The sequence below is a fragment of the Pseudomonas sp. P4_C3 genome, assembly GCF_056402075.1.
Map to the genome: position 1 here is coordinate 1 of NZ_JBFUIC010000031.1, position 13,677 is coordinate 13,677.

The 13,677-nt window shown below is 59.1% G+C and carries 11 protein-coding genes; 1 reads left to right on the forward strand and 10 read right to left on the reverse strand.

Annotated features, from left to right (window positions below; translation table 11 throughout):
* Positions 1–73: 73 nt before the first annotated feature.
* Positions 74–727, reverse strand: a complete 654-nt coding sequence (locus tag AC1DVH_RS08355) for an HD domain-containing protein (protein ID WP_477753385.1) — start codon at positions 725–727, stop codon at positions 74–76.
* A gap of 267 nt (positions 728–994) precedes the next feature.
* Here AC1DVH_RS08355 and AC1DVH_RS08360 point away from each other — a divergent pair, with 267 nt between their 5' ends.
* Entirely contained in the window at positions 995–1,249 is a 255-nt protein-coding gene (locus AC1DVH_RS08360; protein ID WP_223454129.1) for a hypothetical protein, read from the forward strand.
* Between the two features lie 136 nt (positions 1,250–1,385).
* Here AC1DVH_RS08360 and AC1DVH_RS08365 read toward each other — a convergent pair whose 3' ends face one another.
* The 9 genes from AC1DVH_RS08365 to AC1DVH_RS08405 all read right to left on the reverse strand — a co-directional run bounded on the left by AC1DVH_RS08365 (position 1,386) and on the right by AC1DVH_RS08405 (position 13,375).
* Positions 1,386–2,366: a peptide ABC transporter ATP-binding protein gene (locus tag AC1DVH_RS08365; RefSeq protein ID WP_477753386.1), complete on the reverse strand. Its 981-nt coding sequence runs from the start codon at positions 2,364–2,366 to the stop codon at positions 1,386–1,388.
* Positions 2,366–3,334: an ABC transporter ATP-binding protein gene (locus tag AC1DVH_RS08370; protein ID WP_477753387.1), complete on the reverse strand. Its 969-nt coding sequence runs from the start codon at positions 3,332–3,334 to the stop codon at positions 2,366–2,368. The genes AC1DVH_RS08365 and AC1DVH_RS08370 overlap by 1 nt, the downstream gene beginning before the upstream one ends.
* Positions 3,335–3,344: 10 nt before the next feature.
* Positions 3,345–4,256: an ABC transporter permease subunit gene (locus AC1DVH_RS08375; protein WP_477753388.1), complete on the reverse strand. Its 912-nt coding sequence runs from the start codon at positions 4,254–4,256 to the stop codon at positions 3,345–3,347.
* Between the two features lie 16 nt (positions 4,257–4,272).
* Positions 4,273–5,283: an ABC transporter permease subunit gene (locus tag AC1DVH_RS08380; protein ID WP_477753389.1), complete on the reverse strand. Its 1,011-nt coding sequence runs from the start codon at positions 5,281–5,283 to the stop codon at positions 4,273–4,275.
* A 72-nt stretch (positions 5,284–5,355) separates the two neighbouring features.
* Complete coding sequence (locus AC1DVH_RS08385; RefSeq protein WP_477753390.1) at positions 5,356–6,951, reverse strand: ABC transporter substrate-binding protein; 1,596 nt, start codon at positions 6,949–6,951, stop codon at positions 5,356–5,358.
* 78 nt (positions 6,952–7,029) lie between these two features.
* Positions 7,030–8,463 (reverse strand): OprD family porin, encoded by a 1,434-nt coding sequence (locus AC1DVH_RS08390; protein ID WP_477753391.1) that lies wholly within the window; start codon positions 8,461–8,463, stop codon positions 7,030–7,032.
* Between the two features lie 174 nt (positions 8,464–8,637).
* On the reverse strand, positions 8,638–10,239 hold the full coding sequence (locus AC1DVH_RS08395) for an ABC transporter substrate-binding protein (RefSeq protein ID WP_477753392.1): 1,602 nt from the start codon (positions 10,237–10,239) through the stop codon (positions 8,638–8,640).
* A gap of 303 nt (positions 10,240–10,542) precedes the next feature.
* Positions 10,543–12,168, reverse strand: a complete 1,626-nt coding sequence (locus AC1DVH_RS08400; protein WP_477753393.1) for an ABC transporter substrate-binding protein — start codon at positions 12,166–12,168, stop codon at positions 10,543–10,545.
* Between the two features lie 490 nt (positions 12,169–12,658).
* Positions 12,659–13,375 (reverse strand): SIMPL domain-containing protein, encoded by a 717-nt coding sequence (locus tag AC1DVH_RS08405; protein ID WP_477753394.1) that lies wholly within the window; start codon positions 13,373–13,375, stop codon positions 12,659–12,661.
* Positions 13,376–13,677 lie beyond the last annotated feature (302 nt).

Below are 13,677 nucleotides of genomic sequence, written 5' to 3' on the forward strand. Positions count from 1 at the left end.
CGCCAGATGGAACTGCGCAGACTGTGGACTGCGCCGGGATGGCCGTGGCTGCAGGTTCAGTGCTCCTGGCGTATCAGCCAATCCCGATCTCTTCCYTGAACTGCTCCAGAAACCCCTTCAAACGCTCATGACGAACCTGTGCCAGACGTTGCCCTGTCGCAGTCTGGAAACCGTCTGCCAAGTGCAGCAGCTTGGTCTGGAAATGGTCGATGCAGAAGCGGGTGTCGTCATAGTCGCGGTCATAGGCCTGCGGGTCCTGCGGGTCGTAGAGGGCGCTGCCCATGCGCCCGGCAACGTAAAAGGTGCGGGCGACTCCGAGCATACCCAGGGAGTCGAGGCGGTCGGCGTCCTGCACGATTTTCGCTTCCAGCGAGGTCAGCGGGATGTTGGCGGAAAAGCTATGGGCTTCGATGGCGTGGGCGACGGCGGCGATTTTTGTCTCGCGCCAATCCATCTTCGCCAATACCCCTGACGCTTTGCGCGCTGCCAATTGCGATGCCTGCGAGCGCAACGGCGAGTTCTTTTCCACTGCTACACAATCATGCAGCAGCACCGCCGCCAGCAGCACCTCAAGATCGCCACCTTCCTGTGCCTGAATCAAGTGGGCGTTGTGCCAGACCCGTTGCAGGTGCGAAAGGTCGTGAGCGCCGTCTTCCGAGGATTCCAGGACGTGGGGCAGCAGGGTGGTGGCGAGTGATYGCATCGGTGCGAAGGTGCTGCTGATCATGCTGTGTCCTTTGATTAAACGTGCCGATCGCGGGAAGTCCTGTCCTGCGTACATCCCGCGAATCCTGCGAGGAGTTCTGTGGGTACACAAGCGTTCTGGACGGCGGAACACGCTTTGATCTTTTCGGCATAACCTTTATAGCAAACCAGTCTCCAAGCCAAGGGCATTTCCGCGGGTTCGACAACGTCCAATTTGGAGAACCCGACTGATCGGAACTAGATTTGACTCAGCGCCAGACAGGCACTCTACGAAAGGAAGGAATCGGCTATGAACAGGTTGTTTCGCGTTTTACTGCTGTTGAAGGTGTTGGTGATGCTTTCGCTCGGAACGTCGATGGCGTGGGCCGAGTGCACCAATCACGGTGAGCAGGCCTCGAGCGGGCAGGCGGGGTACGCGGGGTTGATGCTCGCCAAATCCGAATCGGAGCCGGGAGATCAGGGGCAGGGTGGTGCTGACAACGACGATGACTCGACCACCGACGAGCCGGACTCCGATGAAGAAGAAGGTGACAGCCAGACGTAGTCGCTGAATGGCAGGTAAAAGAAAACCCCTTCTGCCTGACTGATGCGCAATCGAGGCGGAAGGGGTTTGGTCAACGCATCAAGAATTTGAGCAACTCAATCCCTGTAGGAGCGAGCAAGCTCGCTCCTACAGTTTTTTATGCCGCGCCGTCGAGGAATTGCTCGGCGTAGTGGCAAGCCACTTGGCGGCCGTCGAGCAGGCGCAGGGCCGGCTCTTCGGTGCTGCAACGCTCGGTGGCGTACGGGCAGCGCTTGTGGAAAGCGCAGCCGGACGGCGGGTTCAGCGGGTTGGGCAATTCGCCGACGATCTTGATTTTCGGCTTGTTCGGATCCGGGTGGATGGCTGGCGTCGCCGACAACAGCGCCTGGGTGTAGGGGTGCAGAGGACGAGAGTAAATGTCCTCTTTCGAGCCCATTTCCACCGGACGACCGAGGTACATCACCATCACGTGGTCGGCAACGTGGCGTACCACCGCCAGGTTGTGGGAGATGAACACATAGGCGGTGTTGAACTCCTGCTGCAAATCCATGAACAGGTTGAGCACCTGCGCCTGAATCGACACGTCCAGCGCCGAGGTCGGTTCGTCCGCTACCAGCACTTTCGGTTGCAGCATCATTGCCCGGGCCAGGGCGATCCGCTGGCGTTGACCGCCGGAGAACATGTGCGGATAACGCTGGTAGTGCTCGGGACGCAAGCCCACCTGCTTCATCATCGCCTGGACTTTCTCGCGACGTTCCGCGGCGCTGAGGTTGGTGTTGATCAATAATGGCTCTGCAAGCTGATCACCGACTTTTTGCCGTGGGTTCAACGATGCGTACGGGCTCTGGAACACCATCTGCACGTCTTTGCGCAGTTGTTTGCGCTGGGCCTTGTCGGCACCGGCGACTTCCTGTCCGGCAATTTTCAAGGAACCGGAGGACGGCTCTTCGATCAGGGTCAAGGCCCGGGCCAGGGTGGACTTGCCGCAACCCGACTCGCCTACGACAGCGAGGGTCTTGCCGGCTTCCAGTTCGAACGACACGCCGTTGAGGGCGCGCACAGTGGCGTGACCCTTGAACAGGCCTCGGGACACCTCGTAGTGACGGGTCAGGTCGCGGGCGGTAAGAACGACGGCCATTACGCCACCTCCTGGTTCAGCGGGTAGAAGCAGCGAGCGAGGCTGTTGCTTTTCTGGTCTAGKGCYGGACGYTGTKGRCGGCAGTTGTCTTTCACGTAMGGGCAGCGCGGCGACAGCAGGCAACCYTGTGGACGGTCGTAGCGACCGGGAACGATGCCCGGCAGGGTCGACAGGCGCGAGGCGCCCAGGCTGTGTTCCGGAATCGCCTTGAGCAGCGCTTCGCTGTACGGGTGCGCAGGGATGTCGAACAGTTGCGGCACCTGGCCGACTTCGACCGCTTGGCCGGCGTACATCACGCACACGCGCTGGGCGGTTTCGGCCACGACGGCGAGGTCGTGGGTGATCAGCACCAGGCCCATGTTCTGCTCTTTCTGCAGCGCCAGCAGCAGGTCCATGATCTGCGCCTGAATGGTGACGTCCAGCGCCGTGGTCGGTTCGTCGGCGATCAGCAGTTTCGGTTCGCCGGCAATCGCCATGGCAATCGCGACACGCTGGCTCATACCACCGGACAGTTGATGCGGGTAGGCGTCCATACGGCTCGCGGCACCCGGGATTTCAACTTTTTCCAGCAGTTCGATGGCGCGCTTGCGCGCGGCCTTGCCGGACATTTTCAGGTGCAGGCGCAGCACTTCTTCGATCTGGAAGCCGACGGTGTAGCTCGGGTTCAGCGCGGTCATCGGATCCTGGAAGACCATGGACAGGTCTTTACCGACGATCTGTCGACGCTGGCGATTGTTGAGCTTGAGCATGTTCTTGCCGTCGAAATTCAGGGCGTCGGCGGTGACGATACCCGGATGCTCGATCAGGCCCATCAGCGCCATCATGGTCACGGACTTGCCGGAACCCGATTCGCCAACGATGGCCAGCACTTCGCCCTTGTCCACATTCAGGTCGAGGCCGTCGACCACTGGCGTGGCGTTTTTGTCGCCGAAGCGAACGTTGAGATTCTTGATTTCTAGCAGTGACATGGGAATCTCCTCAGGCGGCGTTCTTGAGTTTCGGGTCCAGCGCGTCGCGCAGGCCGTCACCCATCAAGTTGATTGCCAGCACGCTGAGCAAAATGGTCAAACCAGGCAGGCTCACCACCCACCAGGCGCGTTCGATGTAGTCGCGGGCCGAAGCCAGCATGGTGCCCCACTCAGGGGTTGGCGGTTGTACGCCAAGGCCGAGGAAGCCCAGTGCGGCGGCATCGAGGATCGCCGAGGAGAAGCTCAGGGTGGCCTGAACGATCAGCGGCGCCATGCAGTTAGGCAGCACGGTAACGAACATCAGGCGTGGCAGGCCGGCACCGGCCAGGCGCGCGGCGGTCACGTAGTCGCGGTTCAGTTCGCCCATCACCGCAGCGCGGGTCAGACGAACGTAGGACGGCAGGGACACCACGGCGATGGCGATCACGGTATTGATCAGGCCAGGGCCGAGGATGGCGACGATCGCCACGGCCAGCAGCAGGGACGGCAGGGCCAGCATGATGTCCATCAGGCGCATGATGGTCGGGCCAAGCACGCGCGGGAAGAACCCGGCGAACAGCCCCATCAGGATGCCAGGAATCAGCGACATCACCACCGATGACAAGCCGATCATCAACGACAGGCGCGAGCCAGTGATCAGGCGCGACAGCAGGTCGCGGCCCAGTTCGTCGGTACCGAGCAGGAATTGCAGTTGCCCACCTTCCAGCCAGGCCGGCGGGGTCAGCAGGAAATCGCGGTACTGCTCACTCGGGTCGTGGGGGGCAACCCACGGGGCGAAGATCGCGCAGAAAATCACCAGCAGCATGAACATCAGGCCGGCGACGGCACCTTTGTTCCTGGAGAATGCTTGCCAGAACTCTTTGTACGGAGACGGGTACAGCAGGCTTTGATCGACTGCTACCGATGGAATTGGAGTGGTCATGGTCATGGTCATGATCTCAGCGCTGGTGACGGATGCGTGGGTTGGCAAAGCCGTAGAGGATGTCCACTACGAAGTTGACCACAATCACCAGGCAGGCGATTAACAGGATGCCGTTTTGCACGACGGGGTAATCCCGGGCGCCAATGGCTTCGATCAGCCATTTGCCGATGCCGGGCCACGAGAAGATGGTTTCGGTCAGGACCGCACCGGCCAGCAGGGTACCAACTTGCAGGCCAACCACGGTCAGTACCGGAATCAACGCGTTACGCAGACCGTGCACGAACACCACGCGCGACGGCGACAGGCCTTTGGCCTTGGCGGTACGAATGTAGTCTTCACGCAGCACTTCGAGCATCGAGGAACGGGTCATCCGCGCGATCACCGCCAGCGGGATGGTACCCAGCACGATGGCCGGCAGGATCAGGTGATGCAGAGCATCGAGGAACGCGTCGACGTCATCGGCCAGCAGCGTATCGATCAGCATGAAGCCGGTGCGTGGCTCGATGTCGTAGAGCAGGTCGATCCGCCCGGACACTGGGGTCCAGCCCAGCGACACCGAGAAGAACATGATCAGGATCAGGCCCCACCAGAAGATCGGCATCGAATATCCCGCCAGGGAGATGCCCATCACCCCATGGTCGAACAGGGATCCTCGCTTGAGTGCCGCGATCACTCCGGCCAAGAGTCCCAGGACACCGGCGAACAACAGCGCGGCCGAGGACAGTTCCAGGGTCGCGGGGAACAGAGAGGTGAATTCGGTCCAGACGCTTTCACGGGTACGCAGGGATTCACCGAGATCGCCGTGGGCCAGTTTGCCGATGTAATCCAGGTATTGGGCATACAGGGGTTTGTTCAGACCTAGGCGTTCCATTGCCTGAGCGTGCATTTCGGGATCGACCCTACGTTCTCCCATCATGACTTCCACGGGGTCGCCCGGGATCATGCGAATCAACGCGAAAGTCAGCAAGGTGATACCGAAGAACGTGGGGATCAGTAACCCCAGTCGGCGGGCAATAAAACTAAACATCGTGTGTTGTACCTCATCAGCCGGTTAGGCGTGCCCGGCATGCCTGGGTCAGGCATGCCGGGAGTTTTCTTATTACTTCACCTGGGTGGTGGCGAAGTTATTCGTGGTGAGGGGGCTAATGTGATAGCCCTCTACGTTGTTGCGCATTGCGGTAAACATTCTAGTGTGCGCCAAGCTGATCCACGGCTGGTCCTGGTTAAAAATGACCTGGGCCTGCTCGTACAGGGCTGCACGCTCGGCCGGGTCGGTTTTTTCCCGGGCCTGATCGATCAGGGCCTGGAACTTGTCATTGCACCAGCGTGCGTAGTTTTCGCCGTTCTTGGCCGCATCACAACTGAGCATAGGCGTCAGGAAGTTATCCGGGTCGCCGTTATCGCCCGCCCATCCGGCGGAAACCATGTCGTGCTCGCCGTTTTTCGCGCGTTTGAGCATTTCGCCCCATTCCATCACGCGAATGTCGATCTTGATCCCGACCTTGGCCAGGTCGGCCTGCATCATCTGCGCACCGAGCATCGGGTTCGGGTTGGTTGCACCGCCTCCGTTGCGGGTGAACAGGGTGAAGGTGGTGCCTTCCGGTACGCCGGCTTCCTTGAGCAGGGCGCGGGCCTTGTCCAGGTCACGGGCCGGGTTCTTCAGTGTGTGGTTGTAGCCCAGCAGGGTGTCCGGGAACGGGTTGACTGCGGCTGTTGCATTGCCCTTGCCGAATAGCGCGTTGACAGCCGCTTCCTTGTCGAAGGCGATGTCGATGGCTTTACGCACCCGTACATCGCTCAGGTACTTGTGCGTGGTGTTGATGGCGATGTACGCGACGGTCATCGCATTCAGCTCATCGACTTTCAGCTTGTCGTCTTTCTTGATGCTCGGAATGTCATCCGGTTTTGGATACAGCGCGACCTGGCACTCGTTTGCCTTTAGCTTCTGCAGGCGCACGTTGTTGTCGGTGGCGATGGCCAGGATCAGCGCATCAGCCGGAGGCTTGCCGCGGAAGTAGTCCAGGTTGGCCTTGAAGCGTACCTGGGCGTCCTTGTTGTAACGCTGGAAGACGAACGGGCCGGTGCCGACCGGCTTGTTGTTCAGGTCACCGCTCTTGTTCGCCTTGAGCAACTGGTCGGCATACTCGGCGGAATAGATCGAGGAGAACGCCATGGCGATGTCGGCCAGGAACGGTGCTTCAGGACGGGTCAGGGTGAACTTGACCGTGTTGTCGTCGACTTTCTCGACGCTCTTGAGCAGCTCCTTGAAGCCCATGCTTTCAAAGTACGGGAAGCCCACGCTCGACAGTTTGTGCCACGGATGATTCGGGTCCAGCTGGCGCTGGAAGCTCCAGACCACATCGTCGGCATTCATGTCGCGGGTCGGCTTGAAGTATTCGGTGGTGTGGAACTTGACGCCTTTACGTAGATGGAACGTGTAGCTCAGGCCGTCTTCGCTGATATCCCAGGATTCGGCCAGCGCCGGAATCACTTCGGTGGTACCGGGCTTGAAGTCTGCCAGGCGATTGAAGATGGTTTCGGCCACCGCATCGGCTGTGACTGCAGTCGTGTACTGGACCATGTCGAAGCCTTCGGGGCTGTTTTCGGTACAAACCACCAGGGGTTTGGCCGAGACACCGACAGCGACACTGAGCAACGCAGCCGCGATGGCCGCACGTAGGGGAAGCATTTTCATCAAGAACCCTCTGCAATCAGTTAAAGGACAAAAGCCCAACGGCCGACTCGTCAATGAATCAGCCGTTCGGCAGCGGCATTACAGGATGTTGAACGGAACCGTGGTCACGAGACGGAACTCGTTGATGCTGCCGTCAGCCTGGTTTTCGCTGGCACGGTGAGCGGTGTAGGTGCCGCGGATCGTGGTGGCCTTGAGCGGGCCGCTCTGCACGGCGTAAGTCGCGCCGATGCCGTATTCATAGTGGTGTTCGCCATCCTGGGACTGGATGCCGTCGTAACCCTTGCCGGCCACGCCGCCGTTGCCGGTGTAGTGAGTACCGTCGATGCCCCAACCGCGAGCCTGGTAGATGTTGAACTTCAGGCCTGGCACGCCGTATTCGGCCATGTTCAGACCGTAGGCAACCTGGAACGATTTTTCGTTCGGGCCGTTGAAGTCCGACAGCAGGGAGTTGGCCAGGTAGATGCCGTTGGTTTCGTGCAGGTAGTCGAAGTACTCGTTACCGTTCACTTCCTGGTACGAGAAGGTCAGGGTGTGGGCCTGGTGGGTCAGGCCGAACGACAGCGAGTAGGTGTCGTTGTCGATATCGCCGATCAGGGCTTTACCGGTTTCCTTGGTTTTGTAGTAGTTCAGGCCGGTGGTCAGGCTCAGTACCTGGCTGTCGCCCAGTACGTGGGAGGCGCCGAAGTAGTACTGGTTCCAGATGTCTTCAGCCTGGGTCGCCCAGAGGCTGGTGGTCAGGCTGGCGAGCGGGTTGTAGGTGATACCGCCGGTGTAGATGTGGTCGGTTTCGACGATGCCGTTGGCGTATTCGGTGCGGAATTTGCGCAGGCTTTCTTCGGTACGCGGTGAGTTGCGGTCGAAGGTGGCCAGGTCGAAGGCCAGGTTGTTCAGTTCTTCGCTGTGGATGGCCACGCCCTGGAAGCTCGAAGGCAGTGCACGGTTCCCGATCACGTCGACCATCGGGCTGCTGAAGTTCATGCGGCCGGCAGTCAGGGTGCTGTTGGAGACACGGGCCTTGACGTTGGCCAGGCCCAGCTTGCTCCACTGTCCTTGAGCGTCGCCGCCTTCCTTGGTCAGGGTGCGGTTGTTGCCCGCGCCTGGACGAGAGCCCGGGGCGCCACCGTTGTTGGATGCCAGGTCTTTGCGGTCCCGGTCCAAGGCAACGGCGTTGTACGCCGCCACTTCAGTGCTGAAACCGACAGTGCCTTCGGTGAAGCCCGAGTTGTACTTGAGGATGGTGCCCTGGACCCAGTTGATCCGGCGATCGGTCGGGGTCGAAACGCCGTCTTTCTTGTAGGCGAACTTGGCGCCACGTTGCAATTGCTCGTTGGCGTACCAGTTACGCGTGGTGCCGGTGATCGACTGGCCTTCGACAAAGCCGGTGGCTTCGCTTTGGGCGCTTTTCTCGTTCACGGTAACCGGGGTGAAAGCCTGGCTTTGGGTTTCTGCGTAAGCCGTGGCGGTTACGCTGCTTATGGCCAAGGCCAATAACGCGGTGCTGCTCAGTTTCATGGGTAAAGCTCCTTACTTTCTTTTTTTATGCCGGTCTTTTTTTGTGATCCGGCTATTGGTTTAGAACTCATTCACGGCATCGCAAACGTTTGCTGCCAGCCAAATTGGCAAAAGACGGCAAAGCGTCTGCGTGAGGGCGGAAAAATCCGCCCCCCGGCATTTCTGGCTAATCGGTTATTTTTCTATGCTGACACCCGAGAAAACATTGCGACCGAACGGGCTCACCTTGAACCCTTCGATTTTGGCGCTCAGCGGCTGGTTGACCGTTGAGTGGGCGACTGGCGTGATCGGCACCTGCTGCTTGAGGTACTGCTGCGCCTGTTTGTATAGCAGGGTGCGCTGGTCACGGTCGGTGACGACCTTGGCCTGCTTGATCAGCTTGTCGTAGGCCGGATCACACCACATCGAGTAGTTGTTGCCGCCAATGGCGTCGCAGCTGTAGAGCGTGCCCAGCCAGTTGTCCGGATCACCGTTGTCACCAGTCCAGCCGATCAGGCTGATGTCGTGTTCGCCGTTCTTGGTGCGCTTGATGTACTCGCCCCACTCATAGCTGACGATCTTGACCTTGAGRCCGATCTTCGCCCAGTCAGCCTGGAGCATCTCGGCCATCAACTTGGCGTTGGGGTTGTACGGACGCTGGACCGGCATGGCCCAGAGGGTGATTTCAGTGCCTTCCTTGACGCCGGCAGCCTTGAGCAGCTCCTTGGCTTTTTCCGGGTTGTAGGCGACGTCCTTGATCGTGTCGTCGTAGGACCATTGGGTCGGCGGCATGGCGTTGACCGCCAGTTGCCCCGCACCCTGATAAACGGCATTGAGAATGCCTTGCTTGTTCACCGCCATGTCCAGCGCCTGGCGCACTTCGAGCTGGTCGAACGGCTTGTGGCGCACGTTGTAGGCGATGTAGCCGAGGTTGAAACCAGGCTTCTCGATCAGTTGCAGGGCCGGGTCGTTCTTCAGCGCGGTCACATCGGCAGGGCGCGGGTGCAGGGTGATCTGGCACTCGCCGGCCTTGAGTTTCTGCACGCGCACCGAGGCGTCGGTGTTGATGGCGAAAATCAGGTTGTCGAGCTTGACCCGGCTCGGGTCCCAGTAATGCTGGTTGCCGGTGTAACGGATGTTCGAGTCTTTCTGGTAGCTCTTGAACACGAACGGCCCGGTGCCGATCGGCTTCTGGTTGATGTCGCTCGGCTTGCCTTCGGCCAGCAGCTTTTCGGCGTATTCGGCCGAAAGGATGGCGGCGAAGCTCATGGCGATGTTCTGGATGAACGCGGCGTCCACGCTGTTGAGCGTCATGACCACGGTCAGCGGCCCGGTCTTTTCGACCTTGGCGATGTTCTTGTTCAGGCTCATGCCGTTGAAGTACGGAAACTCTGTCGGATAAGCCTTACGGAAAGGTTGTTGCGGATCGAGCATGCGATTGAACGTGAACAGCACGTCATCGGCATTGAAATCGCGGGTCGGCGTGAAGTACTTGGTGGTATGAAACTTCACCCCTTCGCGCAGGTGAAAGGTGTATTTGAGGCCGTCCTCGGAAATATCCCAGCTCGTGGCCAGGCCCGGTACGACGTTGGTCGCGCCTTTTTCAAACTCTGCCAACCGGTTGTACAGCGGTTCGGCGGCGTCGTTGTCGGTCGCAGTGGTGTACTGCGCCGTGTCGAAACCGGCGGGACTGCCTTCGGAGCAGAACACCAGGCTGTTGTTGGCGGCCTGGCTGATGGAAGTGGCGGCCAACAGGCCGGTGCCCAGCAATGCGGATAAAACCAAGGTATGGCGCATAACGCTTCCTTTTCTCTCAAAGTGTTGTCAATGAGCCGCCGTCCCGTCAGCGGACGTAGAGGCATCATTGATTTCAAGCCATGCACGCAGCAGTAACCGATGACCCACGCATGCACTGGTCGGATCCCGACGGTATGAGCCACGGGTCCGGCAGTAAATGCGTAAAGTCCTAAAGGCTCGTAGGAAATGGCAACGCGTCCTCCCCCGATGCTGTAGTCAGCTGCGGATTTGGATGTAGGCAAATTCCTGCTTTCTCGGTAGATAAAGCTACGGCGACGTCAKAAACGTCGCCGTAGCAATGTCTTACTTGCTGACGCTGACGCCGTAGAAGGAGTTCAAGCCAAATGGGCTGATCTTGAAATCCTGCACGTTGGCGCGCATGGGTTGGAACACCGTCGAGTGAGCGATAGGTGTCATGGGCACAGCATCTTTGAGCACGTGTTGCGCTTGTTTGTAGAGCTCGGTGCGCTTGCCTTGGTCTGAAGTGCGCTTGGCTTGCTTGACGATGTCGTCAAACTTCTTGTCGCACCATTTGGAGAAGTTGTTGCCTTCCAGCGAGTCGCAGCCGAACAGCACGTTCAGCCAGTTGTCCGGATCACCATTGTCACCGCTCCAGCCAATCAGCATCGCCTGGTTTTCGCCACCTTTGGAGCGCTTGATGTACTCGCCCCACTCGTAGCTCTGGATCTTGACCTTGAGGCCGATCTTGGACCAGTCGGACTGCAGCATTTCTGCCATCAGTTTGGCGTTCGGGTTGTATGGACGCTGCACCGGCATCGCCCAGAGAACGATTTCGGTACCATCTTTCACGCCGGCTTCCTTGAGCAGCTCTTTGGCTTTCTCAGGGTTGTACGGCGCATCCTTGATGGTGGTGTCGTAGGACCACTGGGTCGGAGGCATGGCGTTGACGGCCAGTTGGCCAGCGCCCTGGTACACGGAGTCGATGATCTGTTGCTTGTTGACCGCCATGTCCAGTGCCTGGCGCACCTTCAGCTCGGCCAGCGGGTTCGCATCGGTTTGTCCCTTGACCTTGGGCATCACGTTGTAGGCGATGTAGCCCAGGTTGAAACCAGCCTGGTCAGGCAGCTTCAGGGTTTTGTCTTCACGCAGCGCCTTCAGGTCGGCCGGACGAGGGAACAGGGTGACCTGGCACTCGTTCTTCTTCAGCTTCTGGATACGTACCGACGGGTCGGTGGTGATGGCGAAGATCAGGTTGTCGATCTTCACGTCGTCAGGCTTCCAGTAGTCCTTGTTCCCGGAGTAGCGGATGTTGGAGTCTTTCTGGTAGCTCTTGAATACGAACGGGCCGGTGCCGATCGGCTTCTGGTTGATGTCGGCAGCCTTGCCTTCCTTGAGCAGCTGGGCAGCGTACTCGGCGGACTGGATCGAGGCGAAGCTCATGGCCATGTTCTGGATGAACGCGGCATCAACGTCTTTGAGGGTGAACTTGACAGTTTTGTCGTCGACTTTATCGATCTTGGTGATGTTGGTATCCATCCCCATGTCGGTGAAGTACGGGAATTCGGTCGGGTAGGCTTTGCGGAACGGGTCATCCTTGTTAATCATGCGATTAAAGGTGAACAGCACGTCGTCGGCGTTGAACTCACGAGTCGGCTTGAAATACGGGGTGGTGTGGAACTTGACGCCTTCACGCAAGTGGAAGGTGTACGTCAGGCCGTCATCGGAGACGTCCCAACTGGTTGCCAGACCAGGAATAACGGCGGTGCCGCCGCGCTCGAACTGGGTGAGGCGGTTGAACATGGTTTCTGCAGAGGCGTCGAAGTCGGTTCCGGTGGTGTATTGACCTGGATCGAAACCGGCCGGGCTCCCTTCGGAGCAGAACACCAGGTTAGTCGCTGCTTGGGCGAACGGTGCGCTGGCTAGCAAGCTTGCGCCAACTAAGAACGGAATGACCGCGTGTTTAAGCATGGTGGCCTCATGATTTGTTGTCATTTTTGGAATTAGAGGACGACCTCGTGAGTCGTGCCTGCGGATACTTATGCAGGGGCCATACCCAATGCAAGATCCAGAGTGACTACAAGCCTGAAACGGTGGTACGAACGTACCTTAATGTCGCATTTGTATAAATCCTGACGTATTTTACCGTTTGCGCGACATTTTCACGGTGCAAACGACGCACTTTCACGGTGCGTCCTGAGCGCAGGGTGCTCCCGATCAGGGCGGGGTGTTACTTATTTATACCCCGTTTTGTGAGGTGGGTATGGCGTGAATAAGAGTGGTTATTGTTGCACCGATAGTGGCCAATCAATCTCAGTTGCACCCGGTGCAACTGCCGGCTTTTCTCAGTGGACTCTCCAGTTATAGCTCATGCCTGAAAACAGCCCCCCCCCAAAAAAAAAAAAAAAGAAACGGCGATCATGTGAGTGATCGCCGTTTTTTTTATTTAGAGGCTATCGAATCAAGGCATCAGCACTTCAATCGAGCCATCCGCGGTCATGCTGACCTGGCTGGTGCCGGCTTCAACATCTGGCGTCACTGGTGCGGCGTCCATGGCGGCGGCTTTCATCATCATCGGCGCGCGCAGGTAAGGCTGTGGATAACCGTTGCTGTTGAGGTTCAGGTTGACGATTTTGTAGCTCTTGCCGCCGAGGGCGTCGGTGGCCAGTTGGGCGCGGGCCTTGAAGGCGGTCACGGCGTCCTTGAGCAGGGCGTCTTCGCTGGCTTTGCGGGTCGGGGTGGCGATGGCGAAGTCCATGCCGCCCATTTTCAGGTCGGTGAGCAGTTCGCCGGTCAGCTTCGACAGCGCGGCGAAGTCCGAGCTTTCCAGGCGCAATTCGGCGCGCTCGCGCCAGCCGGTGATTTTCTGGCCTTTGGTATCGTAGATCGGGTAGCTGTTGCGACTGCCCTGACGCAGGGTGATGTCCTTGACTTTCTTGGCCTGGGCCAGCGCCTTGTTCATTGCAGTGCTGACGTCGGCGGCGAGTTTGGCCGGGTCGCTATTCTGTTCTTCGGTGTAGAGGGTCACGATCATCAAGTCGCGGGCCACTTCCTGACTGACTTCGGCGCGCAGGGAAATCTGGTTGTAATGCAGCTCGTCGGCAGCCAGGGCCGGGAGGCTGGTGACGGTGCCAACACTCAGGGCGAGGAGGGCGGCGCTGCGGCGGAATCTGTACATGAAGGCTCCTTGAAAGGTGCGCAGGGGTATGGTCCGGGCCTGCGTGAAACCATCAGACTCTAGCTTTTATGCTCCGGTTCGCACAGTTACAACTTCTATACAGATGCATGGCTGCTGCTCGCTGTTTGTAGGAGCTGGCTTGCCAGCGATGGAGTCCTGGGCGCCGCGTTTATCCTGAATGCGCGCGTYATCGTTAACGTCCATCGCTGGCAAGCCAGCTCCTACATGTGGCCGTTTGCCGCACTTTTGCCTGTCAGCCCCCGCGCTTGGTTATACTCCCTGCGATCCGCCTGGAGCGCTCA